The following is a 23,118-nucleotide window of genomic DNA, read 5'->3' as shown; positions in this document are numbered from 1 at the left end:
CATTTATCAAGGAATAAAAATGGCAGATTTACCTTTTTTAGTTGAACTCAACGAACAAAATCTTACCGAAACGTTGCAACGTTCTGTTGAAACCCCGCTTGTCATTAACTTTTATGCACCAAGCCATAAAGAATCAGCTGATTTTGCAAAAGTCCTAAAACGTGTTGCAGAACAACACCAAGGGCAATTTATTCTCGGCTTAGTCAATTGTGAAACGGAGCAAATGCTTGCCGCACAATTTCGTATTCAAGCGTTGCCAACGACCTACCTTTTTAAAGAGGCACAAGCATTAGATGCCTTCCCTGGCACATTAGATGAAACCAGCTTATTACAACGTTTAAGCGCCATTTTGCCAAAAGAAGAAGATTTAAAATTCCAAAAAGCCTTGGATTTTTTACAAGTGGAAGATTACGACTCTGCTCTTCCATTACTGAAAGAAGCCTGGGAGCTTTCGGATAAGAAAAACAGCGATGTGGCATTACTTTATGCGGAAACCTATATCGCCATGAAAAAAACGGAGCCTGCATCAGATATTTTAGCGCAAATTCCGATTCAGGATCGCGACAGTCGTTGGCATGGCTTACAAGCGCAGATTGAGCTTTTAATTAAAGCGGCCGATACGCCAGAAATTCAGCAATTACAAGCGGATTATGCGAAAAATCCAACGCCTGAAATTGCATTGAAATTGGCAGTTCAGCTACATCAAGCCAATCGAAACGAAGAAGCATTAGATTTATTATTTAGCATTCTTAAACAAGATCTTTCTGCGGAAAACGGTGAAGTGAAGCAACAGTTTTTAGCTATTTTATCAGCCATTGGCAATGCAGATCCTATCACCAATAAATATCGCCGATTGCTGTATGCATTGCTTTACTAATACGATCAACTATTTTTTTATGCATGAAGGCTTTATAATGGACGAACTCCAAAAACCTCATGCTTTATTTTATAAACAAAGGATTCTTTATGTCAGACGTTAAACACAGTAAATTATTAATTTTAGGTTCAGGCCCTGCGGGTTATACCGCGGCTATTTATGCCGCACGTGCGAACTTAAAACCTGTTTTAGTGACCGGTCTTCAACAAGGCGGACAACTTACTACCACGGATGAAATTGAAAACTGGCCGGGTGATTTTGAAATCACCACTGGTCCAGGTTTAATGCAACGTATGTTGCAACACGCCGAAAAATTTGAAACCGAAATCGTGTTTGATCATATTAATAAAGTCGATTTATCTTCTCGCCCGTTCAAACTTTATGGTGATATGCAAACCTTCACATGTGATGCGTTAATCATCGCAACAGGGGCATCCGCACGTTATATCGGATTAGAATCAGAAACCGCTTATAAAGGTCGAGGTGTTTCAGCTTGCGCAACCTGTGATGGTTTCTTCTATCGCAATAAACCGGTTGCCGTTGTCGGTGGTGGAAATACCGCCGTTGAGGAAGCACTTTACTTAGCGAATATTGCCTCTGAAGTGCACTTAATCCACCGTCGCGATAGCTTCCGTGCGGAAAAAATCTTAATCGATCGCTTATACAAAAAAGTCGAAGAAAGCAAAATCGTGCTTCATACTGACCGCACTTTGAATGAAGTGTTAGGCGATAACATGGGCGTAACAGGTGTACGTTTAGAAAACGTAAAAACTGGCGAAAAAGAAGACGTGAAATTAGACGGTTTATTTATTGCCATCGGTCATGCGCCAAACACTGAAATTTTCCAAGGTCAGCTTGAGCTTAACAACGGTTATATCGTTGTTAAATCTGGTCTTGAAGGCAATGCAACAGCGACCTCTGTAGAAGGTGTTTTTGCTGCAGGTGATGTGATGGATCACAACTATCGCCAAGCCATTACTTCAGCGGGGACAGGCTGTATGGCAGCATTAGATGCTGAACGTTATTTAGATGCACAAGAATAAGTGCGCTAAATTCTCATGTAAGGTGCGTAAAACAAGGTTTCACGCACCTATTATTTTTCAAAGGTAGGTTTTTTAATCCTCCAGCCAACTCATCCTATCCTAGGATAAATAAAAACAATGGACAAACTTCGCCAAAAATATTTACAAAAATGGCTTCGTGCGCAACAGCAACCTGTTAAAAAATTAATGCGCACCAATATTGCCCTTGCCACACTTTCTTCCTTAATTCTTGTGGCTCAAACCTATTTTCTTGCGACATTGCTCGACAAGCTCATTATGCAAAATGTCGATCGCGCTGAACTGGTTCCATATTTTATTGCGTTAATCATTACTTTTGCTTTGCGTGCGGTCATTTTATGGCTACGCGAAAAAATTGGCTTTAAAGCAGGTCGATTACTGCGCAACCATATGCGCCAAAAGATCTTAGACAAAATCCACCAAGTGGGACCTGCGACTATCAATAATAAACCAGCCGGTAGCTGGGCAAGTATCATGCTTGAACAAGTGGAAAATCTGCATAACTTCTATGCGCGTTTCTTACCACAACAAAGTTTGTCAGCCATTGTACCACTGGTGATCTTAATTGCCGTATTCCCACTCAACTGGGCGGCTGGATTGATTTTGATGGTCACAGCACCGCTTGTACCCATTTTCATGATTCTAGTTGGAATGGCGGCAGCAGACAGCAGCCAAAAAAATATGGCAACCCTTTCTCGCTTAAGTGCACAATTCTTGGATCGCTTACGCGGTTTAGAAACCTTGCGTCTTTTCAACCGCACTTCAGAACAAACACAACATATTGAAAGTACAACGGAAGACTTCCGTGAAACGACCATGACCGTACTTAAAATGGCGTTTCTCTCTTCTGCCGTGTTAGAGTTTTTCACCTCAATTTCCATTGCTTTAATGGCGGTGTATTTTGGTTTTAGCTATTTAGGTCAAGTCGAATTTGGTACTTATGGCACCACGCTGACTTTATTTACCGGCTTTTTCTGCTTAATTCTGGCACCAGAGTTTTATCAACCATTGCGTGATCTTGGGACTTACTACCACGATCGTGCCGCAGGTATTGGTGCTGCTGATGCCATTGTCGATTTCTTAGAAGCGGATTATTTAATTGCGCATCAAGGGAATGAACAAATTCCAGCACAAAGTGCGGTCGAAATTCAAGCTGAAAATTTAGTGGCGCTTTCTCCACAAGGTCAACCATTAACGAAGCCTCTTTCATTCCATATCCCGAAAGAAAGCCATATTGCCCTTGTGGGCCAAAGTGGTGCAGGAAAAACCTCTTTAATCAATGTATTACTCGGTTTCTTGCCTTATGAAGGCAGCTTAAAAATTAACGGTGTAGAACTTAATCAAAGCCGTTTAAGCGACTGGCGAAAACAAATTGCGTGGGTAGGTCAAAATCCATTACTGCTACAAGGCAGCATCAAAGAAAATCTACTTTTAGGTGATATTCAAGCAACTGATGAGCAAATTGAGCAAGCCTTGATTTCTGCTCAAGCGAAAGAGTTTACCGATAAATTAGGCTTGGATAGCGAAATTAAAGATGGTGGGATTGGTGTATCCGTAGGCCAAGCTCAACGCTTAGCGATCGCTCGCGCTTTACTACGCAAAGGCAATTTATTATTACTCGATGAGCCAACAGCTAGCCTGGATGCTCAGTCTGAAAATCTGGTACTTGCTGCCCTTGCAGAAATGAGCCATAACCAAACGACCTTAATGATCACACACCGTATTGAAGATCTAAAACAATGTGACAATATTTTTGTGATGCAAGAAGGTCAAATTGTTCAACAAGGGCATTTCAACCAATTAAAAGATCAAGGCTTCTTTGCCGAATTATTGGCTCAACGAAAAGAGGACATTCAATAATGTGTGCTTTACTTCCCTTTTTACGTTTATTTAAATTTGCCAAGTTGCCTTTATTTTTAGGCTTGGTTTTAATGATTACCGGCCTTGCATCTAGCATAGGCTTGCTGACCACATCGGGTTGGTTTTTAGCGGCAACGGCCATTGCGGGTCTTGGCACATTGTTTAATTTCTTCTATCCATCTGCTTCTGTGCGTGGGCTTGCCATTGGCCGTACCCTTTTCCGTTATTTTGAAAAGTTGGTGACACACGATGCGACTTTCCGCATTTTGGCTAAATTACGGGTACAAGTTTTTGAGAAAATTATTCCATTAAGTCCTGCTGTGTTAAATCGCTACCGTAACAGCGATTTATTAAACCGCTTAGTGTCTGATGTAGATACCCTAGATAGCCTTTATCTTCGCTTAATTGCGCCATTTATTACGGCTATTTTTGTGATTTTAGTCATGTGTATTGGCCTAAGTTTTGTCAATGCACCTTTAGCCTTAGGTCTAGGTGCGAGCCTGCTTTTATTAGTATTCGTCATTCCAACCGTTTTCTACCAACTGGGTAAAAAATTTGGCGATAAACTCGTGCATTCACGTGCACTTTATCGCACACAATTCTTAGAATTTATCCAAGCTCAAGCGGAATTATTGCTCTTTAATGCCGAAGATAAATTGAAAGATAACATGGCTAAAACTGAAGCCAATTGGCAAGCAGACCAACAAAAAGAAGCCAATTTAAGTGGATTTTCAACCGCACTTTCACTCTTTTTAAATGGCTTAATTATTGCCGCAATGTTGTGGTTTAGCTCACAAGCGGAGTTTGGTAACGATGAATATCGCATGGCGTTTATTGCACTCTTCACTTTTGCGGCCTTAGCTTCATTTGAAATCTTAATGCCATTAGGTTCTGCGTTCTTGCACATCGGTCAAGTCATTGCTTCAGCTGAACGCGTGACAGATATTATCGAGCAACAACCATTAGTGACCTTTAGTGGCAAAGCGGAGTTCGATCAAAACGCCATAACATTAATTGAAGCCAAAGATCTTTCTTTCACTTATCCTGAACGTCAAAATCGTGCTTTAGAGAATTTGAATTTAACCATTCAAAAAGGTAAAAAAGTCGCTATTTTAGGTAAAACAGGCAGCGGAAAATCCACGCTATTACAACTTTTAGTGCGTAATTATGATGCCAATCAAGGAGAATTATTCCTTGCTGGAAAACCGATTGCCGATTACGCAGAAGACACATTACGCAGCCAATTCTGCTTTTTAACACAACGTGTTCATGTATTTAGCGATACACTTCGTCAAAATCTGCAATTCGCAAGTGCGGTCAATATTTCAGATGAAAAAATGATCGAGGTGTTAAATCAAGTTGGTTTAGGCAAATTGTTGGAACAAGAACAAGGCTTAGATATTTGGCTAGGTGATGGTGGCCGTCCACTTTCTGGTGGAGAACAACGTCGTTTAGGCTTGGCTCGTATTCTGCTTAATGATGCGCCAATTTTATTATTAGATGAGCCAACTGAAGGTTTAGATCGCGAAACTGAACGCCAAATTCTGCGTTTGATTCTTGCCCATGCTGAAAATAAAACCTTAATTATGGTGACTCACCGCTTAACGGCGATCGAGCAATTTGATGAACTTTTTGTGATTGATGAAGCGAAGCTAATTGAAAAAGGCACTTATGCAGAATTATTGCAATTAGAAAAAGGGTTCTTCAAACAATTAGTGGAGCGTGTGTAAAACAAGGAAGGATAAGTTGGGTGGAAATCTTCCCAGCTTATTCTCGGCACACAGAAATTCCGACTTTGGCTGCTTTCTTCCGAACCTGACCGAGTAAACCGGACACCGTTGCGAGAGACCGAGAAGATTTCCATTGATATCGCAATGCGATTAGGTGGGCTATTATGCAAGAATTGGCTCTGTATTGCAAAGGTTAATTTATCAATTCGGTGAATTTGACGAGAAAATCAACCGCACTTTTAAGGTAAAACCATGAACTATCTCCAATACTACCCTACCGATGTTGTAAATGGCGAAGGCACCCGTTGTACCCTTTTCGTTAGCGGTTGTACGCATGGTTGCCGTGGTTGCTACAACCAAAAGAGCTGGTCTTTTGATAATGGCGTATTATTTGATGAAGCGATGGAACAACAGATCATCAATGATTTAAAAGATACGCGCATTAAACGTCAAGGGCTCACGCTTTCTGGTGGAGATCCGATGCATCCTCGTAATGTCGAAGCCTTACTTCCTTTTGTTCAACGTGTCAAAAAAGAATGTCCTGATAAGGATATTTGGGTGTGGACGGGATATAAACTGGATGAACTTGATGATTATCAACGTCAAATGTTGCCTTATATTGACGTGCTTATTGATGGGAAATTTATACAAGAACAGGCTGACCCAAGCTTAGTTTGGCGCGGTTCAGCCAATCAAGTGATTTACCGTTTCAAGGTTTAACCGAATAATGTTAAGCTATTCTGCCAAGCCGTTTCTTTAATCACTTCAGCATTTTCACTTCTTAAACGGCATAACACTTCAAAGGTGTGAACAATCCGCTCCGGTCGATTAGGTTGCCCTTGAAAGCCAAATACGGGCATATCTGGTGTATCTGTTTCTAACACCAACGCCTCTAACGGTAACTTCGCAATCGCTTGGCGTGTTTTATTCGCGCGTTCATAAGTAATCGTGCCGCCTACGCCAATTTTATAGCCTAAATCCACAAATCGTTTTGCTTGATCATAACTTCCAGAAAAACCATGCACGACACCACATTTTGGTAAATTGGCTTGTTTTAAAAAACGGAATAATTGCTCATGAGATTTTCTGCTATGCAAGTTCACAGAAAGATTATATTTCTTCGCTAAATAAAGCTGACTCTCCAGAAAGTGTTGTTGTTTTTGCCATAATTCATCCGTCAATAAATCTGGAATCGCACATTCTAAGCCTATTTCTGCTACGGCTGTACAATTTTGATTACGACCAGATAATGCCGCATCCAATATCTCTAAATCATGCTCTTGATGCTCTTTGATATAAAGAGGATGCAACCCAAGCCCACAATAAAGATGCTCAGGAAAAAGTGCGGTCATATTTTGGATTGTTTTAAAATCCGACTCTTTTACCGCCACAATCAAGATTTTCTGCACATCAGCTTGCTTAGCGTTATCCACGAGCTGAGCTAATGACTCACCAGTGTCATGATGAAGATAATCAAGGTGGGTATGAGTATCGAAGAAAGGCATCGCGTTATTTCACTTAAGAAAAAGGTGTGTAGATTACGCATCCACACACCGAATTAATTATTCGACAGAAACGGATGTAATCACCACATCTTCTGTTGGAACGTCTTGGTGGAAACCTTTATTACCGGTTTTTACTGTCTTGATTTTATCAACCACATCCATGCCTTCTACCACTTCACCGAATACGGCATAACCCCATTCTTGTACCACTTCGCGGCCAAACATCTCTTTTGAACGGTAGTTTAAGAAGTCATTATCTGCCACATTAATGAAGAATTGTGCCGTTGCAGAATGTGGATCAGAGGTACGCGCCATGGCGATTGTGCCACGTTTATTGCTTAAACGATTGTTTGCTTCATTTTGGATCGGTGCGTTTGTTGCTTTTTCACGCATTCCGCTTTCCATACCACCACCTTGGATCATAAATCCATCAATAACACGGTGGAAAATTGTGTTATTATAGAAACCGTTTTTACAATAATTTAAAAAGTTTTCTGCGGTGATTGGCGCTTTATCAAAATCAAGTTTAATTTTAATATCGCCAAAATTTGTGTGTAATGTAACCATGTTGTTTTCCTCTTGAAAATAAGGCATTCATTATTCCACAAATGGCGAGAAAGTGCCACCATGAGCAGAAAAAGTGCGGTCGGATTCCAATCAGAAGAGAAAAAATATGTTAAAGATCTTTAATACCCTCACTCGAGAAAAAGAAGTGTTCAAACCTATCCATGAAGGAAAAGTGGGTATGTATGTGTGCGGCGTGACCGTTTACGATTTATGCCATATTGGCCACGGCCGTACCTTTGTGTGTTTTGATGTGATTGCTCGCTACTTACGCGCTTTAGGTTACGATTTGACTTATGTGCGTAATATCACGGATGTGGACGATAAAATCATTAAACGTGCATTAGAAAACAAAGAAACCTGCGATCAACTTGTAGATCGTATGGTGCAAGAAATGTATAAAGATTTTGATGCATTAAACGTATTACGTCCTGATTTTGAGCCTCGTGCGACACATCATATTCCTGAAATTATTGAGATTGTGGAAAAACTAATTGCACGTGGTCATGCTTATGTTGCAGACAATGGCGATGTGATGTTTGATGTGGAAAGCTTTAAAGAATACGGCAAATTATCACGCCAAGATCTCGACCAATTACAAGCCGGTGCACGAATTGAAATTAATGAAATCAAGAAAAATCCAATGGATTTCGTGCTTTGGAAAATGTCAAAAGAAAACGAACCGAGCTGGCCATCCCCATGGGGCGCAGGTCGTCCAGGTTGGCACATTGAATGTTCAGCGATGAACTGCAAACAACTTGGTGAACATTTTGATATTCACGGCGGTGGTTCTGATTTAATGTTCCCACATCACGAAAATGAAATTGCACAATCTTGCTGTGCTCATGGCGGCCAATATGTGAATTATTGGATCCATTCTGGCATGATTATGGTAGATAAAGAAAAAATGTCGAAATCCCTCGGCAACTTCTTCACTATCCGCGATGTATTAAACCACTACAATGCAGAAGCGGTGCGTTATTTCTTACTAACGGCACACTATCGCAGCCAACTCAATTATAGTGAAGAAAACCTGAATTTAGCACAAGGTGCATTAGAACGTTTGTACACCGCTTTACGTAGCACCGATCAAAGTGCGGTTGCTTTTGGTGGTGAAAATTTTGTGGAAGCCTTCCGTGAAGCCATGGACGATGATTTCAACACACCAAATGCCCTTTCTGTCTTATTTGAAATGGCACGTGAAATCAATAAATTGAAAACTGAAGATGCAGAAAAAGCCAATGGTCTTGCTGCGCGTTTACGTGAGTTAGCGGGTATCTTAGGTTTACTTCAACAAGATCCAGAAAAATTCTTACAAGCTGGCTCTGACGATGATGAAGTCGCAAAAATTGAAGCGCTCATCAAACAACGCAACGAAGCTCGTGCCGCTAAAGATTGGACTGCAGCAGATGCGGCACGTAATGAACTTACAGCAATGGGTATCGTGTTAGAAGATGGCGCCAACGGCACGACATGGCGTAAACAATAATCTCACTTTGATACAAAAACTGCGGTCAAATTGACCGCAGTTTTTCTTTTTAGGCTTAAATCATTACATTCTAGCTTTTCCCATTGTTTTTGCTTTTTTCTTCATTTCTTTTGCTTTCATTTCTTCTGACTTCATATTATCCATTTTCACATCCTGAGACTTCATCATGCTATCAGACTTCATACTATCTGATGCCATTTTACGGTATTATGTAGCAGTTGCATAAAGTCCGAAAATTGACTAATTTACCGCATAAATTTGAATGCCTTTCCGAATGAAAATTGTGAAAAGCATTTCTTTTACCTCAAATTCTAACTTTAACCTCGCAATTTTTCACATCAATTTTCCATTTTTTCAAACTCAAGGTGTAGCTATTACGCTCAACCTTCATTCTGGTAACTCAAAGTATGAGTCGCCGAGGTAACTGTTGGGATAATGCTCCAATGGAGCGTTGGTTCCGCAGCTTTAAATATGAATGGATGCAAGAGGGCGACTATCTAACCTTGGGGCAAGCGATGGACGATGTGAGAGCTTATGTGATGTATTACAATTTTGTTCGCCCACATCGTTACAATCAAGGTTTGGCGCCTGTTTTAACAAAAAAAACCTATCGGGGACTGTTGAATTAGCTGATCTCTACATTAATCAGTAAAAGATAAAAGGGCGAAGATTATTAGAATCTTTGCCCTTAATGTTATCTGCATTTTTATAAAAAATAATATTTTCAATTTTTTGAAAAAAAAGTGTAAGAAAAAAGGCTTATCTCCGACTAATAGAATAACTAGGAAGCATTTCCTACCATAATGAACTAAATAGTTTCATAAAATAGGTAATCAATCAGAGGAAAAAATGAAAGATTGTAAGATGCAAGGTATCAGCAGCGGCGTGAGTTTATTGATTTTACGCTTTTTTCTTGCGTGGGAATTTTTAGAGGCAGGGTTAGAAAAATGGAATGGTCAAAATTGGTTTACTGAAATACAAGATCGTTTTCCTTTTCCATTTAATCTTATTCCAGCCGATATTAATTGGCACGTTGCAATGGGATCTGAATTAATTTTCCCATTCTTGCTGATATTTGGGGTGCTAACACGTTTTAGTGCATTAAGTTTAACGATTTTAATCTCTGTCGCGTGGTATAGCATTCACGCCGATTCAGGTTATAACGTTTGTGATAATGGTTATAAATTACCCTTAATTTATGTGGTAACTTTATTAATCTTAATTACGCAGGGAGCAGGGAAACTCTCTTTAGACACGCTTATTAAGAAGGTTTATCCAACTAAAAGCTGGTTGAAATTTCTCTAACTATATATTCAATATCAAATTCTAGGAGATTTAAATGAAAAAATTATCCACTTTAGCCGCATTAGCAGGAGCATTAACGATGACAGTAGCCACTGTTACACACGCTGAGCCAAAATCAAGCAGTATGGATAAAGCTGCAACACCTTGTGTAGGCGATAAATGTGTGAAAACAAAAGCTGCAGAAGGTAAATGTGGTGCAAACGAAACGAAAGCCGCAGAAGGTAAATGTGGTGCGAGCAAACCAAAAGCTGCAGAAGGTAAATGTGGTGAAGGTAAATGTGGCTCTAAATAATCGTATTTTAATCTAGATGCCATACATAACACTGGTGTAAATTTACACCAGTGTTGTATTAAAAGGAGTAAATAATTATGTTACAAGGTGCAGGATTAGGGTATCGTCGAGATTTAGCGGATGATTTTTTAAATTTATCATCAAATAATGCGATTCAGTTTATGGAAGTTGCGCCAGAAAATTGGGTAAAAATGGGAGGAGCTGCTCGTTATAAATTTGATCAAGCCGCTGAAAGATATCCACTTGCGGTACATGGACTATCACTTTCATTAGGCGGGCAAGCACCACTTGATCGCGAGTTATTAAAAAATACTAAAGCATTAATGACTCAATATAATTCGACATTTTTTTCTGAACATTTGAGTTATTGTGAATGTGAAGGGCATTTATATGATTTATTACCTATGCCATTTACTGAAGAAGCTGTAAAACACGTAGCACAGAGAATCCGTTATGTGCAAGATTTTTTAGGATTACAAATTTCATTAGAAAACACCTCTTATTATTTACACTCTCCCACCAGCACAATGAATGAAGTAGAATTTTTAAATGCTATTGCACAAGAAGCGGATTGTGGTATTCATTTAGATGTGAATAATATTTATGTAAATGGCATCAATCACGGTTTACTCGATCCTTATGTTTTTTTAGATCAAGTAGATGTGAAACGTGTCAATTACATTCATATTGCAGGACACGACGAAGAACATTCTGCCGCACAAGTTGTGGAGGATTTAGAAGGAGAATCATTTAATAAAATAAAAGGGGCATATCGCTATTTACCAGAGTTATTAATTGATACGCACGGTGAGGCAGTAAAAGGTACTGTGTGGGATTTATTAGAATATGCCTATCAACGATTATCCGTCATTCCGCCAACATTATTAGAGCGTGATTTCAATTTCCCTCCATTTGCAGAACTTTATGCTGAAGTTGAACATATTGCACAACTACAGCAAAAATATGCTCAAAAAGAGGTAATATCTTATGCAGCCTAAACCTTCGCTTATTGAAACACAAAAAGCACTTGCTACAGCAGTTCGATTGGCTCATGCTCAACCTTTAAATGGTTATGCTCCGAATCGCCTCGCTGTTTATGCTCGCTTAGTTCGAAATAACATCTTTGGTTTTATTGACCGTTGTTTTGTTGAAGCACCTAAACACGTTTCTGCTGAGAGTTGGTTTCAGACAAAAGAAATGTTTGTATTAACAGGAAAATCACATTCCCCTTATTTTCAAGATATTGCTGGAGAATTCCTCTTATTTTGTCAAGAAAAAGAGAGTTTTGATGCCAATATACTGGCATTGATGGATTTTGAAAATACTCAGTTACTTGCAGAAGTTTCTTTAGCAAAAGTACCTGAAAAATTTGAGTGGAATAAGCATAGCGTAATGCAGTTATCTGATGCCGCTTATTTAAAAAGCTATGAAGTCGATTTTTTATCAAGCGATTTTAAACAATTTGATGAAAACCCTATGCAAGCTGTTATATGGCGGGATAGCGATTTTAATATTCTGCAACAACGCTTATCTGAACTTGACTTTTGGCTATTAAGTTATATACAAGAACAACCTTCGTCCTTAGAAGAGATATTATCTGCCTTAAATACTGTAGTTGAAGATAGCACCCCCTTAATTCCATTATTGGAAAACACTTGGGTGAATTGGATTAATGCTGAAGTGCTTTATCCCAAAGTATGAGTCGCCAAGGTAACTGTTGGGATAATGCCCCAATGGAGAGTTGGTTTCGTAGCTTTAAATATGAATGGATGCAAGAGAGCGACTATATAACCTTGGGGCAAGCGATGGACGATGTGAGAGTTTATGTGATGTATTACAATTTTGTTCGCCCACATCGTTACAATCAAGGTTTGCCACCTGTTTTAACAAAAACAACCTATCGGGAACTGTTGAATTAGCTGATCACTACATCCCTATTGAGTTAAAATTTCAATAGGAATTTTAAGGTTTTTAATCGGTTAAACCTTTGTGCAACTGCTACATAATACCGCCATTTTATCATTTTGCATCGGATCGACTCTTTGGTCATAGGCATGAGAGCTTTTGTCATTGACATCTCATTGGATTTCATATCTATCGCATAAAAGACTGGTTGCAAAGAAAAGTGCAGCAATAGCAGTAAAGGTTGTTTTTACAGTAATATTTTTCATTTTAAATCTTCCTTAATTTGTGAATAATTAGCATGATCTAGAAAGGTCTTTTCCTTTCATTATCATTAGACGAATGAGAACCTATTTCTTACACATTTTCCAAGGAAAAAATATGGAAACCGGAATTTCCGATAAAGAACTGATACAAATTAGAGAGCAAATGCTGAAGTTTGCCACATTACAGGTGAGTAATCCTGTATTAGCTGAAGATTTGGTTCAAGAAAGTTTTTTGAGTGCATTTAACAATCTCGAGCACTTTAAGCGACAAGCCGCATTTAAAACGTGGGTCTTTGCTATCTTAAAAAATAAAATCATCGATTTTCTTCGTCAGAAAGGCAAATTTGTACTAGAAACCGAAATCGAAGATGAAGAACAAACGAATCATTTCTTTGATGAAGGAGGGCACTGGAAAGCTGAACATTCCCCGCTTGATCTTGAACAGAGCGAAAGTGCGGTCTATTCCGAAGAGTTTTGGCTGATTTTTGAAACTTGTTTAACTTGCCTACCTGCCAAACAAGCCAAGATTTTTATGATGAGAGAGTTTTTGGAATTATCTTCTGAAGAAATTTGCCAAGAAAATCAACTAAGCATAAGTAACTTGCACACGACACTCTATCGTGCCCGCTTACAACTTCAAAACTGCTTATCTCATAAACTTTAAGGAGTGACTTTATGAAATGTCGTCAAGCGACTCGCCTTATTTCAGATGCCCAAGAACGACAATTAATGATCAAAGAAAAAATTGGGCTCAATCTGCATCTTTCCATTTGTACACATTGTCGTAAATTTCAACGAAACTGCAATACATTGAGAAAGTTAATGAAGGATTTCAAGGGATAAAAAAGCGGAAGACCACTTCCGCTTATTACTCTATTACTTCGCCATTAACGCTGTTGCACGAGAAATGACTTCTTTGATTTCATCATCCGTCAATTTACCTTCTTTCACAAATTGCACTTTGCCGGTTTTATCAAGCAAAATAATCACGCTGTCTTTTTCACGTAATCCCCATGCATTTTTGACCGCACTTTTATCATCTAAAATCACTTGGCTGTGGGCATTTTCTTTTTTGCCTTTTTCTGCGCTACTTTTCACAAACATGCCCGTGCCCACAACAGCATCATCAGCATTAATAATCGTCGTGGTTTGATATTTAGCTTGGTTAAAATGAGCAGCTTTAATGGCTTCAATCATCGCTTGATTTTTCTCTTTTGCCGCACTTCTGCCTGCAATATGCTGAATCACTCGAACTTTGCCTGGCAACGCCGTTGAGCTCCATGATTTATAAGACACATCATTTCCATTTAAAGTGATTTCACCTTTATCCAAAACCGTTACGTTCGCTAAAAGCTGATTAGGTTGAATATTGTGTGCGAATACATTGACTGAAATTAAACTTCCCATCACTGCACTCAAAAGCATAATTTTTTTCATAAATACCTCATAAATTCCGTGAAATTGCCCATTTTTTGGTGAATAGTCACTTTTTTGTTATACTCCGTGCGCATTATACTTTGCTTAAATCAGATAAAGAAGGAAAAAGAAATGGATCAAATGCCAGCTTGCCCAAAATGTAAAGGCGAATATGTTTATCATGACTCTGTAAATTTTGTTTGTCCTGATTGTGGCAATGAGTGGAATGGTAACGAAACAGTTGAAGCCGATGAAGATCAACTAATTGTTAAAGACAGCAACGGTAATTTATTAGCCGATGGTGATGATGTACTTTTAATTAAAGATTTGAAATTAAAAGGTTCATCTGAAGTGTTAAAGAAAGGCACTAAATTCAAAAACATCCGTTTAGTCAACGGTGATCACAACGTCGATTGTGGCAAAATCATGTTAAAGTCAGAGTTCTTGAAAAAAGCCTAAGAATTCCCGATAAAAAGAGCGGTCGATTTTAACGTTGTTTTAAAGCGACCGCTCTTTTTTTATTTTCGTTATACCTTCGCAGGCTTCACAATTTCACTTGGATAACAACCAAGCACTTTCAGATAATTACTGAATTGCTTAAGCTCTTCCAAGGCAATCTGGGTATCAGGATGATGAATATTTCCTTCAATTTCTAAATAGAACATTTCTTCCCAAGGTTTGCCATAAATAGGACGAGATTCAAGCTTCGTCATATTGATACCATGCTTTTTAAATACAAGTAAGGCATCCACCAAAGAACCCGCTTGTTGCGATGTTGTCATCAACAATAAAGTTTTCGTGTGAATTTGCGGTGAAACTTCACGAACTTGCTTGGCTACCACAATAAAACGAGTAATATTATTCTCTTGGTTAGCAATATTATGTTTTAACACATGTAAGCCGTAAAGCTTGCCGCCATCTTCATTACCTAATGCCGCAATATTCGGTTTATTCAAGCTTGCCACAAGCTGCATTGCATGAGAGCTACTTTCGCAGTACTCAATATGTACACGCTCAAGACTTTGAATAAATTGACTACACTGCTGAATCACCTGTGGATGGCTATAAAGTGTATCAATTTTGCTTAAATCATCCTGCTCATTCACTAAAACACAGTGCTTGATAGGATAAGCCAACTCGCCCACCAAAGATAAGGTGGTATGTTGAAGCAAATCATAAACTTCATTAATTGCACCAGATGTGGTGTTTTCTAAAGGAAGTACACCATAATCAGCTTCTCCGCTCTCAACTTTTTCAAAAATTTGAGCAAAAGAATCGCAACTGATTTCAGCAAATTGTTGATGATAACGAGCCGCATAGTTACGCGCAGCCAAATTAGAGTAAGAACCACGCTTGCCTAAAAAAGCGATATGTAACGTTTCTTCTCGTTGCTCATTGAGTTTTTTCTGCAAATACACTTGTTGTGTTAACACTGAATCTTCAATGATTTTTTGGAAGACTGATGTAATATACTGTGGTTCAAGCTGATAATTTTGACTTTCAGCAAATTGCACAAGCTCTTGTAAGAGCTGTTGCTCACGCTCTAAATCGCGCAATGCTTTTTGCGTCACTTCTTTGCTTCTCACTACATCATATGCCAGGCGATGACGCTCTGAAAGCAGCTTTAACAAGCTGCGATCAATTTGCGTAATTTGCTGACGAATTTCTGATAAATCTAATGCCATTTCATTCCTTATTTAAAGGTTACTTCATTGTGAGGGATGTATTTCTCCGCATTAATAGGTGAATTTTTCTCAAAAAATTCTTTTAAAACATCCGCATCAATAAAACCTGTGTTAACAAAAGTTGGATTTTTGGTCATAACTGGATAACCATCTCCACCTGCAGCATTATAGCTTGGTATAGAAATACGGTAAGTTTTATTTAAATCCAATGGTTTACCTTGAATTTTCACATTTTCAACTTTCTTATCCGCACGATTTACTGTCATGCTGATACCTGAATATTGTGCATAGGCACCAGAATCCACTTCTTTCAATGCCACTACATTTAAATAATCCAGTAATTCTTTACCGGTTAATTCAAAATAACTTACAATATTACCAAATGGATGGATTTTTAAAATGTCTTTATAAGTCACATCACCTTCTTGGATAGAATCACGAATACCACCTGAGTTCATGATACCAATGTCTGCTTTCGCTTTTTGACGTTGTGCTTCTGCAATTAAGTGACCAAGGTTAGTTTGTTCAAAACGAATAATGGTACGATCACCTTCTAACTTACCGTTTAATTTCCCCACTTTTTGGCTTAATAAAGCATCACCTTTATCTTGGTAAGATTTGAAAAGTTTTTCCATTTCTGGATCTTGTGGAATCTCTTCGGCATAATTCACATATTCTGTTTTGCCATCTTCTTTTTTCACTTTTTTCTTCAAGTTCACTGGAATTAATTGATAATTCACTAATTTTAATTCACCATTTTTGAACTCAAAGTCTGCACGACCAACATATTTGCCCCATTCAAAGGCCTGCATAATCCAAGTACCATTTTGGAAATCCGGTTTACATGGCTGAGTGGGTTGATAATCTTTAATCCATACACCTTTGTCATCCACACAAATTGGATCATGGCTATGACCACCGATAATCATATCGAATGCGCCTTTATCTAAATTGCGCGCAAGACTTACATCACCAGGCGCATTTGAACCATGTTTCGCATCATAATAATAGCCCATATGTGTTAAAGCGATTTTTACATCGGGCTTAACTTTTTCATTTAGCGCTTTTAATGTGGCTTTTGCTACTGTTGTTGGATCTTCAAACTTCACATTGTGAAGATATTCTGGGTTACCTAATTTTGCAGTATCCTCTGTGGTTAAACCAACCACGGCAATTTTAAGATCCTGTTTATTTAAAATGGTATAAGGCTTAACTAAGGTTTTACCTGTTTTGGTGTTAATCACATTTGCAGATAAGAATGGGAAATTTGCCCATTTTTCTTGCATATCAAGAATTTGTAATGGATTATCAAACTCGTGATTACCTAATACGGTTGCTTCATAGCCTATTGCATTCATTGCTTTAATGTCAGGTTCTGCCGTTTGCATATCTGACTCAGGCACACCAGTATTAAAATCACCCGCATTTAGTAAAACGAGTGAACCACCTTTTTGCTCCACTTCAGCTTTCACGCGATTAACAATTGTTTTGTGTGCTGGAAAGCCATATTCACCTTTTGCATTCGGCCAAAAATGTCCGTGCGTATCATTAGTGTGCAATATGGTAAATTGATAGGTTTTATCCTGTTCATATGCCATTGCAACAGAAGTTGCTAGCACAAGAGGAAGCATGGTAAATAATTTTTTCATAATAAAAAACACCTCTATTTTTGACCGCTCTTTACCTTCACAGAAAACAAAAATAATAGAGTAAGATAGGAAATAAAAAAGCTATACCCCCAAAAGGGGTATAGCTTTTCAACAAAACATTGTTAGATTAGCACCTGCGCAGGTGCAACATAACCTTGTGGAACTTGTTCCTTATCTTCGAAGGTTACAAATTCCCATGCATCCTGATTTGCGAGCACTGCACGGAGTAATTTATTATTTAAACCGTGACCAGATTTATAAGCTTTGAAATCACCAATGATGTTATAGCCACACATATAAAGATCACCAATCGCATCGAGCGTCTTGTGACGAACTAACTCATCTCTGAAGCGCAATCCGTCTTCATTTAAGATACGATAATCATCTAATACGATAGCATTATCTAAGCTACCGCCTAACGCAAGACCTTGAGATTGAAGATATTCAATATCTTTCATGAAACCAAAAGTTCTTGCACGACTAATTTGATGGACGAATGCTTGTGCAGAGAAATCCATCACATAATTACGTACATTTTTACTAATCGCAGGATGATCAAAGTCGATGGTAAAATCTAAACGGAAACCATTATAAGGTTTGAATTCTGCCCATTTATCACCGTCTTCTACTCGTACATTTTTCTTAATGCGAATAAATTTCTTCGGTGCATTTTGTTCTTCAATACCTGCATCTAAGAGCAAATAAATGAATGGACTTGCACTACCGTCCATGATTGGAATTTCAGGTGCATCAACTTCAATGATAATATTATCGATACCTAAACCCGCTAATGCTGCGTTTAAGTGTTCTACGGTTGAAACACGCACACCTTGTTCATTCACAAGTGCAGTACAAAGCATCGTATCACGCACTGAATTCGCATTCGCTGGGAAAGTCACCGGCGGATTAAGATCTGTACGACAGTAAATCACGCCAGTATTCGGCATAGCCGGACGCAACGTTAATGTTACTTTTTTACCGCTATGTAAGCCTACACCTGTGACTTTAATGCTTTGTTTTAATGTTCTTTGTTTAATCATCTTTTTTACCTTATTGTTTCACAACAAGATTATGTACTATTCTTATTTATTTCTCATCACGATTAAATGATGCTGGATTAAAGAAATTAGGGTTATTTCTCAACTGTTCTAAACGACTTGGATCAAGCGGCTTATTCAAATTGCCGTATTGAGAATTCTGTTCCTGTGCAGGCTCTGATTGAGGATTGTGTCTTAATGCATCCAAGCCATGTAAACCAACGGGTGGTTTTGGTTGAATCGTTTCTTGCGCTGCCGATTGTTGTGCTGCCGATTGAGGGCGAGTAATTACAACCGGCTCTGCATCAACTACATCACCTAAACCTGTTGCTACGATAGTTACACGGATTTCATTGCTCATTTCAGGAACTAAACTGGTACCAACAACGATAGTCGCATCATCTGAAGCAAAACTACCAACAGTACTCCCAACCACAGTAAACTCATCAAAACCAAGATCCATCCCAGCGGTAATATTAACAAGTATACCTTTAGCATCAGAAAGCTCAACTTTCTCTAGTAAATCATTTTTGATCGCAAGACGTGCCGCTTCTTCTGCTCGACCTGCACCAGGTTCACTTTGAGCTGAGCCAAAACCAATCATCGCCTGCCCCATCTCTGACATAACGGTTCTTACGTCTGCAAAGTCCACGTTAATTAAGCCAGGAGAAGTGATCATATCGGAGATCCCCATAACAGAATTACGTAAAACATCATTAGCCGCAGCAAAAGCATCAATTAACGTTGCATTTTTCGGGAGAACTTTTTGAATTTGTTGATTAGGAATGATGATCATTGAATCTACATATTGAGAAAGATCCTTGATACCTAGCTCAGCAAATTGCATACGTTTTTTGCCTTCAAAGTTAAATGGTTTAGTCACGATAGCAACAGTTAATATACCTAATTCCTTTGCGACTTTAGCGACAACAGGTGCAGCTCCCGTACCCGTTCCGCCTCCCATACCTGCGGCGATGAAAACCATGTCCGCACCTTCAAGCATTTTACGGATTTCTTCTTGATCGTCTTCAGCCGCTTTACGACCTATATTAGGATTCGCTCCCGCCCCAAGACCTTTAGTTGTTGCCCCACCGATTTGTACAGTTTGTTGAACCTGGCTTTTACGTAATGCTTGTGCATCGGTATTTACCGCATAGAATACGATCTTACCGTGTTCATCACTATCAATTGCATTCTCGCCCAAGAAATTACCATTAAATTCTTGTTGCACCATATTAGCAACCATGTGGTTAACTGCGTTACCGCCACCTCCACCGACACCGACAACCTTTATCAGCGCTCCTGTTTGCTCTTCAAAATCACCATACTCTGGGTATAACATTTGCTGTTCTCCGTTACTGCTAATACTTTGCTAGCACATTAAAAAAGTTAAATTGTTTCTATTCTAAATTAAAAATCTAAATTTTTCAAAATTCTGACTTCACTTTATTAAAAATATTTTTGAGCGATTTCCAAAATTTTGTACCAATCGATTCATCGGAATAACCATTATCGATCGGATCATTATCACTATTCTGATGATGATATTGTAATAAGCCTACAACAGTAGAATATTGTGGACGATTTACATAATCAGTTAATCCAGTAATATTTAGCGGACTGCCGATACGCACTTGGCAACCAAAAACGCTTGCGGCACAACTTTTCAGATCTTCTATCTGAGCGCCACCACCTGTAATCACTATACCTGCGATAAGTTCAAATTTAATATGTCTAGTTTCTAATTCTGCTTTAAGTTTATCTAATTCATCTTTAACCACTCCGAGTAATTCAATATATCTTGCTGAAGTAATTAAAGATAAATCACTCTTGGTTAAAGCGCGCGGTGCTCTTCCTCCAATACTCGCCACTTCAATTTTCTTATCACCGTGTAAACGCGCTGGATACAAGGCGCTGGCATAATTCACTTTTATGCGCTCTGCTTCCACCCGAGAAATTGTACAAGCGTGAGCTATATCATTGGTCACAATATTGCCAGCATATGGAATCACTTTACTAAAACGTAACGAACCACTGGTATAAACCATCATATTCATTGTACCCGCACCAAAATCGACAAGACAAACGCCGAGATCTTTTTCATCCTCTGTCAAAACAGAATGAGTAGCAGCAAAGCCTGAAAATACAACTTTATCCACTTGTAACCCACAACGCTCAACCGCTTTTTTCAAATTATTTTGCCAATCTTGATGACAAGCAATTAAATGTACATTTGCTTTTAAACGGACGCCTCGCAAGCCTAATGGGTTTTTTATATTAATCTGTTTATCTACTGCATATTCTTGTGGAATAATATGTAATAAAGAAAGACCTTCTGATAATTTCACCGAACTTGCAGTATGTAAAGCATCATCAATCTCATCCTGGGTGACTTCATTTTCAGAAATAGCAACAAAACCACTTTCATTTAAGCTTTGAATATGTTCACCTGTAATAGCTAGTGTAACACTCATTATCTGACAATCCGCCATTGACTCGGCGGCTTCAATTGCTCGTTGAATAGAATTAACCACGGCATCTAAATCAGTAATGCTTCCGCGATCAATTCCTTTGGAAGGACAACTGCCTACCCCAAGAACATTCACTACGCCATCAGGAAGAACTTCCCCGACAACAGCAACCACTTTTGATGTCCCTACTTCAAGGCCTACAATTACTTTCGGTTCCAATTCTTTTGTCATTTTCTCATTACACCCAATAAATTATTCTTATTTATCTATTAATCCGACCGCTGCAGATAAAGACGCATAACGCAAATCCACATAATTAATGCGCTTTCCTTCTGGAACTTCAATTTGTGGAAAAATCGTTACAAACCGATCCAACTTAGGCTTCCAATCTCCCCGCCCAAGTTTTAGTATTATATCGTTATCTAACGTAACTTGCCATGCACCGCGCTCGTCAATCGTGACTCCCTTGACCATTAAATTTTTGGCCTTAAAATCAGCATAAATTTGCCCCCAAGCTTCTAACACTTTTAGATTTTGGTAATCTGGTCCTCCTAAATACGGGAAGGCTTTTTCTTTTAACTTATCCATGGGCAATTGGAAAATTATGCCATCTTTCGTAACGAATTCCGTCTTATTCCAAATTGCAACTGGCTGATATTCAGATAACCAAATACTTAAACGGTTTGGCCAAACTTTTCGAACGACAGCACCTTTTACCCAAGGGATCGTTTCAAGTTGCTCCCGAATTTGCTTCACGTCTTGCGCCCAAAAGCCTTTAAGCTCACCCATTTTTAGCAGTACATCTTGCACATCAGGATAAGTGGTAAACTCATTTTGTCCAACCAATGCATAAGCTGTAATTTTTCTATCACCGTCTAAGCTTTCAAGCCAACTTTGCCAATTTGAATAAACGAAATAACCTAGCCCCGCAAAAAGTAACACCAGCACAAGTTTAATGTGAAACATAAAACGGAATTTCCTCTCTCCGTTAGATGAACGTCCCAATTTTATTGGTGATATATTTTTGCGCTTGATTACATTCATTACGCACTCAACTCCAAAATTTTCACGACGAGTTGTTCAAATGAAATACCGACTGTTGATGCAGATTTAGGGAATAAACTGTGACTTGTCATGCCAGGGTTCGTGTTTACTTCGACTAAACGGAAATTACCTTGAGCATCCGTCATGACATCAATACGGCTCCAACCTCGACACCCCACTACATCATAGGCTCGTTTCACTAATTTCGCTAGCTCTTGTTCACGTTCCGTAGGAAGTCCTGCTGGACAAAAATATTGAGTATTATCGGAAATATATTTCGCATCATAATCATAAAACTCACCTTCTGGCACAATGCGAACAGCAGGCAATACTTCGCCACCTAAAACAGGCACTGTTAATTCATCACCAGCCAACCATTCTTCAATCAAAATAGTGTTATCAAATTTAAGTGCATAATCGACCGCACTTTTTAATTCTTCGACTGCTTTTACTTTCGTTAAACCGACACTTGAACCTTCAAGAGATGGCTTAACCATCAAGGGTAAACCTAATTTTTCGACCACAGCTTGTGGGTTTAGTTCGAGAGCGTTTTCTTTGGTTACAATCTCCATATCCGCAACTGGTAAACCAAAGGCTTTCCACAACATTTTAGTACGCATTTTATCCATGGTTAATGCTGAAGCCATCACACCACAACCGGTGTAAGGCAAGCCGATTTGTTCTAATAAACCTTGCATAGTGCCATCTTCACCACCGCGACCATGTAAAATGTTAAAAACGCGATCAAAACCATCTTCTTTTAAATTCGCGACATTATATTCTTTAGGATCAATACCATGAGCATTATAACCTTGGCTTACTAAGGCATTTAACACGGCTGCACCTGAATTAAGCGAAACCTCACGTTCAGCTGATGTGCCACCAAATAACACCGCAATTTTTTCTTGTTTTAAATTCATTTTTTATCCTATTTTATTATCACTAATTACAATACTTGGAAATTT

Annotated in this window: 23 protein-coding genes, 1 other RNA gene and 2 pseudogenes; 15 read left to right on the top strand and 11 right to left on the bottom strand. The window is 38.7% G+C overall.

What is annotated here, in order from left to right:
• Positions 1-19 precede the first annotated feature (19 nt).
• The 4 genes from EL215_RS06110 (at position 20) to cydC (ending at position 5,528) form a co-directional block, all read left to right on the top strand.
• Positions 20-877, top strand: a complete 858-nt coding sequence (locus tag EL215_RS06110; protein WP_049356647.1) for a co-chaperone YbbN — start codon at positions 20-22, stop codon at positions 875-877.
• 89 nt (positions 878-966) lie between these two features.
• Positions 967-1,920: a thioredoxin-disulfide reductase gene (gene trxB, locus EL215_RS06105; RefSeq protein WP_049356646.1), complete on the top strand. Its 954-nt coding sequence runs from the start codon at positions 967-969 to the stop codon at positions 1,918-1,920.
• Positions 1,921-2,037: 117 nt separating this feature from the next.
• Positions 2,038-3,798, top strand: coding sequence for a heme ABC transporter permease/ATP-binding protein CydD (gene cydD / locus EL215_RS06100; protein WP_126470887.1), 1,761 nt, complete (start codon positions 2,038-2,040; stop codon positions 3,796-3,798).
• Positions 3,798-5,528, top strand: a complete 1,731-nt coding sequence (cydC, locus tag EL215_RS06095) for a heme ABC transporter ATP-binding protein/permease CydC (protein ID WP_126470885.1) — start codon at positions 3,798-3,800, stop codon at positions 5,526-5,528. Before cydD ends, cydC begins: the two co-directional genes overlap by 1 nt.
• A 26-nt stretch (positions 5,529-5,554) precedes the next feature.
• On the opposite strand, the gene ffs is transcribed toward cydC, so the two are convergent.
• Positions 5,555-5,653: signal recognition particle sRNA small type (gene ffs / locus EL215_RS06090), an RNA gene on the bottom strand.
• Between the two features lie 127 nt (positions 5,654-5,780).
• On the opposite strand from ffs, the gene nrdG reads away from it, so the two are divergent.
• Positions 5,781-6,248 carry an anaerobic ribonucleoside-triphosphate reductase-activating protein gene (gene nrdG / locus EL215_RS06085; protein ID WP_005696501.1) on the top strand — a complete coding sequence of 156 codons (468 nt, stop codon included), beginning with the start codon at positions 5,781-5,783 and terminating at the stop codon, positions 6,246-6,248.
• On the opposite strand, the gene EL215_RS06080 is transcribed toward nrdG, so the two are convergent.
• Both EL215_RS06080 and EL215_RS06075 read right to left on the bottom strand, forming a co-directional pair.
• A complete protein-coding gene (locus tag EL215_RS06080; protein ID WP_126470884.1) occupies positions 6,245-7,033 on the bottom strand; it encodes a TatD family hydrolase in 789 nt (262 codons plus the stop codon). The two genes, nrdG and EL215_RS06080, sit on opposite strands and share 4 nt — an antisense overlap.
• Positions 7,034-7,090: 57 nt before the next feature.
• Entirely contained in the window at positions 7,091-7,600 is a 510-nt protein-coding gene (locus EL215_RS06075) for a peptidylprolyl isomerase (RefSeq protein ID WP_126470882.1), read from the bottom strand.
• A 106-nt stretch (positions 7,601-7,706) separates the two neighbouring features.
• Here EL215_RS06075 and cysS point away from each other — a divergent pair, with 106 nt between their 5' ends.
• From cysS to EL215_RS06025, 9 genes and pseudogenes are all read left to right on the top strand, one after another.
• Entirely contained in the window at positions 7,707-9,086 is a 1,380-nt protein-coding gene (cysS, locus tag EL215_RS06070; RefSeq protein WP_126470880.1) for a cysteine--tRNA ligase, read from the top strand.
• Between the two features lie 395 nt (positions 9,087-9,481).
• Positions 9,482-9,715 (top strand): annotated as a pseudogene (locus tag EL215_RS06065) (integrase core domain-containing protein); the annotation flags it as partial.
• A 235-nt stretch (positions 9,716-9,950) separates the two neighbouring features.
• Positions 9,951-10,391, top strand: a complete 441-nt coding sequence (locus EL215_RS06060; RefSeq protein ID WP_005699852.1) for an HvfX family Cu-binding RiPP maturation protein — start codon at positions 9,951-9,953, stop codon at positions 10,389-10,391.
• 34 nt (positions 10,392-10,425) lie between these two features.
• Positions 10,426-10,683, top strand: a complete 258-nt coding sequence (locus tag EL215_RS06055; RefSeq protein ID WP_126470878.1) for an HvfA family oxazolone/thioamide-modified RiPP metallophore — start codon at positions 10,426-10,428, stop codon at positions 10,681-10,683.
• 77 nt (positions 10,684-10,760) lie between these two features.
• Positions 10,761-11,681, top strand: coding sequence for an HvfB family MNIO-type RiPP peptide maturase (locus EL215_RS06050; RefSeq protein ID WP_126470876.1), 921 nt, complete (start codon positions 10,761-10,763; stop codon positions 11,679-11,681).
• Positions 11,671-12,384 (top strand): HvfC family RiPP maturation protein, encoded by a 714-nt coding sequence (locus EL215_RS06045; RefSeq protein ID WP_126470874.1) that lies wholly within the window; start codon positions 11,671-11,673, stop codon positions 12,382-12,384. Before EL215_RS06050 ends, EL215_RS06045 begins: the two co-directional genes overlap by 11 nt.
• Positions 12,369-12,602, top strand: a pseudogene (locus EL215_RS06040) (integrase core domain-containing protein); the annotation flags it as partial. The gene EL215_RS06045 and the pseudogene EL215_RS06040, both read left to right, overlap by 16 nt.
• Positions 12,603-12,966: 364 nt before the next feature.
• The gene (locus EL215_RS06030; protein ID WP_126470870.1) at positions 12,967-13,515 is read left to right on the top strand and encodes a sigma-70 family RNA polymerase sigma factor; all 549 of its coding nucleotides are present in this window, start codon (positions 12,967-12,969) and stop codon (positions 13,513-13,515) included.
• 11 nt (positions 13,516-13,526) lie between these two features.
• The gene (locus EL215_RS06025) at positions 13,527-13,694 is read left to right on the top strand and encodes an anti-sigma factor family protein (RefSeq protein ID WP_126470868.1); all 168 of its coding nucleotides are present in this window, start codon (positions 13,527-13,529) and stop codon (positions 13,692-13,694) included.
• 33 nt (positions 13,695-13,727) lie between these two features.
• Here the strand turns inward: EL215_RS06025 and EL215_RS06020 are convergent, their stop codons facing one another.
• Positions 13,728-14,288 (bottom strand): YtfJ family protein, encoded by a 561-nt coding sequence (locus tag EL215_RS06020; RefSeq protein ID WP_126470866.1) that lies wholly within the window; start codon positions 14,286-14,288, stop codon positions 13,728-13,730.
• A 111-nt stretch (positions 14,289-14,399) separates the two neighbouring features.
• Between EL215_RS06020 and EL215_RS06015 the strand changes: the two genes are divergently transcribed.
• On the top strand, positions 14,400-14,726 hold the full coding sequence (locus EL215_RS06015) for a zinc ribbon domain-containing protein YjdM (RefSeq protein WP_005699889.1): 327 nt from the start codon (positions 14,400-14,402) through the stop codon (positions 14,724-14,726).
• A gap of 68 nt (positions 14,727-14,794) precedes the next feature.
• Here the strand turns inward: EL215_RS06015 and pheA are convergent, their stop codons facing one another.
• From pheA to EL215_RS05980, 7 genes are all read right to left on the bottom strand, one after another.
• Positions 14,795-15,952, bottom strand: a complete 1,158-nt coding sequence (gene pheA, locus EL215_RS06010; protein WP_049356618.1) for a prephenate dehydratase — start codon at positions 15,950-15,952, stop codon at positions 14,795-14,797.
• An 8-nt stretch (positions 15,953-15,960) separates the two neighbouring features.
• The gene (gene ushA / locus EL215_RS06005; protein ID WP_126470864.1) at positions 15,961-17,601 is read right to left on the bottom strand and encodes a bifunctional UDP-sugar hydrolase/5'-nucleotidase UshA; all 1,641 of its coding nucleotides are present in this window, start codon (positions 17,599-17,601) and stop codon (positions 15,961-15,963) included.
• 122 nt (positions 17,602-17,723) lie between these two features.
• Positions 17,724-18,641: a UDP-3-O-acyl-N-acetylglucosamine deacetylase gene (lpxC, locus tag EL215_RS06000; RefSeq protein ID WP_049356614.1), complete on the bottom strand. Its 918-nt coding sequence runs from the start codon at positions 18,639-18,641 to the stop codon at positions 17,724-17,726.
• Between the two features lie 46 nt (positions 18,642-18,687).
• A complete protein-coding gene (ftsZ, locus tag EL215_RS05995) occupies positions 18,688-19,980 on the bottom strand; it encodes a cell division protein FtsZ (protein ID WP_049356612.1) in 1,293 nt (430 codons plus the stop codon).
• A gap of 85 nt (positions 19,981-20,065) precedes the next feature.
• Positions 20,066-21,340 carry a cell division protein FtsA gene (ftsA, locus tag EL215_RS05990; protein ID WP_049356611.1) on the bottom strand — a complete coding sequence of 425 codons (1,275 nt, stop codon included), beginning with the start codon at positions 21,338-21,340 and terminating at the stop codon, positions 20,066-20,068.
• 27 nt (positions 21,341-21,367) lie between these two features.
• Entirely contained in the window at positions 21,368-22,153 is a 786-nt protein-coding gene (locus EL215_RS05985; protein WP_126470862.1) for a cell division protein FtsQ/DivIB, read from the bottom strand.
• Entirely contained in the window at positions 22,153-23,073 is a 921-nt protein-coding gene (locus tag EL215_RS05980; RefSeq protein WP_126470860.1) for a D-alanine--D-alanine ligase, read from the bottom strand. Before EL215_RS05980 ends, EL215_RS05985 begins: the two co-directional genes overlap by 1 nt.
• Positions 23,074-23,118 lie beyond the last annotated feature (45 nt).

It is taken from the genome of Haemophilus parainfluenzae (assembly GCF_900638025.1).
GTDB classification, from domain to species: Bacteria; Pseudomonadota; Gammaproteobacteria; order Enterobacterales; family Pasteurellaceae; genus Haemophilus_D; species Haemophilus_D parainfluenzae_J.
Note: the sequence above shows the minus strand (reverse complement) of the source record. Positions and strands in the feature narration are given on the sequence as shown.

What these genes read in the sequence shown, in the direction of transcription:
- EL215_RS06060 (WP_005699852.1), top strand. Translation starts at nt 9,951, where the DNA reads ATGCAAGGTATCAGCAGCGGCGTGAGTTTATTGATTTTACGCTTTTTT.
- nrdG (WP_005696501.1), top strand. Translation starts at nt 5,781, where the DNA reads ATGAACTATCTCCAATACTACCCTACCGATGTTGTAAATGGCGAAGGC.
- ftsA (WP_049356611.1), bottom strand. Translation starts at nt 21,340, where the DNA reads ATGACAAAAGAATTGGAACCGAAAGTAATTGTAGGCCTTGAAGTAGGG.
- cysS (WP_126470880.1), top strand. Translation starts at nt 7,707, where the DNA reads ATGTTAAAGATCTTTAATACCCTCACTCGAGAAAAAGAAGTGTTCAAA.
- EL215_RS05980 (WP_126470860.1), bottom strand. Translation starts at nt 23,073, where the DNA reads ATGAATTTAAAACAAGAAAAAATTGCGGTGTTATTTGGTGGCACATCA.
- EL215_RS06080 (WP_126470884.1), bottom strand. Translation starts at nt 7,033, where the DNA reads ATGCCTTTCTTCGATACTCATACCCACCTTGATTATCTTCATCATGAC.
- EL215_RS06050 (WP_126470876.1), top strand. Translation starts at nt 10,761, where the DNA reads ATGTTACAAGGTGCAGGATTAGGGTATCGTCGAGATTTAGCGGATGAT.
- EL215_RS06015 (WP_005699889.1), top strand. Translation starts at nt 14,400, where the DNA reads ATGGATCAAATGCCAGCTTGCCCAAAATGTAAAGGCGAATATGTTTAT.
- EL215_RS06030 (WP_126470870.1), top strand. Translation starts at nt 12,967, where the DNA reads ATGGAAACCGGAATTTCCGATAAAGAACTGATACAAATTAGAGAGCAA.
- cydC (WP_126470885.1), top strand. Translation starts at nt 3,798, where the DNA reads ATGTGTGCTTTACTTCCCTTTTTACGTTTATTTAAATTTGCCAAGTTG.
- EL215_RS05985 (WP_126470862.1), bottom strand. Translation starts at nt 22,153, where the DNA reads ATGAATGTAATCAAGCGCAAAAATATATCACCAATAAAATTGGGACGT.
- EL215_RS06025 (WP_126470868.1), top strand. Translation starts at nt 13,527, where the DNA reads ATGAAATGTCGTCAAGCGACTCGCCTTATTTCAGATGCCCAAGAACGA.
- pheA (WP_049356618.1), bottom strand. Translation starts at nt 15,952, where the DNA reads ATGGCATTAGATTTATCAGAAATTCGTCAGCAAATTACGCAAATTGAT.
- ushA (WP_126470864.1), bottom strand. Translation starts at nt 17,601, where the DNA reads ATGAAAAAATTATTTACCATGCTTCCTCTTGTGCTAGCAACTTCTGTT.
- EL215_RS06110 (WP_049356647.1), top strand. Translation starts at nt 20, where the DNA reads ATGGCAGATTTACCTTTTTTAGTTGAACTCAACGAACAAAATCTTACC.
- EL215_RS06055 (WP_126470878.1), top strand. Translation starts at nt 10,426, where the DNA reads ATGAAAAAATTATCCACTTTAGCCGCATTAGCAGGAGCATTAACGATG.
- lpxC (WP_049356614.1), bottom strand. Translation starts at nt 18,641, where the DNA reads ATGATTAAACAAAGAACATTAAAACAAAGCATTAAAGTCACAGGTGTA.
- trxB (WP_049356646.1), top strand. Translation starts at nt 967, where the DNA reads ATGTCAGACGTTAAACACAGTAAATTATTAATTTTAGGTTCAGGCCCT.
- EL215_RS06045 (WP_126470874.1), top strand. Translation starts at nt 11,671, where the DNA reads ATGCAGCCTAAACCTTCGCTTATTGAAACACAAAAAGCACTTGCTACA.
- ftsZ (WP_049356612.1), bottom strand. Translation starts at nt 19,980, where the DNA reads ATGTTATACCCAGAGTATGGTGATTTTGAAGAGCAAACAGGAGCGCTG.
- cydD (WP_126470887.1), top strand. Translation starts at nt 2,038, where the DNA reads ATGGACAAACTTCGCCAAAAATATTTACAAAAATGGCTTCGTGCGCAA.
- EL215_RS06075 (WP_126470882.1), bottom strand. Translation starts at nt 7,600, where the DNA reads ATGGTTACATTACACACAAATTTTGGCGATATTAAAATTAAACTTGAT.
- EL215_RS06020 (WP_126470866.1), bottom strand. Translation starts at nt 14,288, where the DNA reads ATGAAAAAAATTATGCTTTTGAGTGCAGTGATGGGAAGTTTAATTTCA.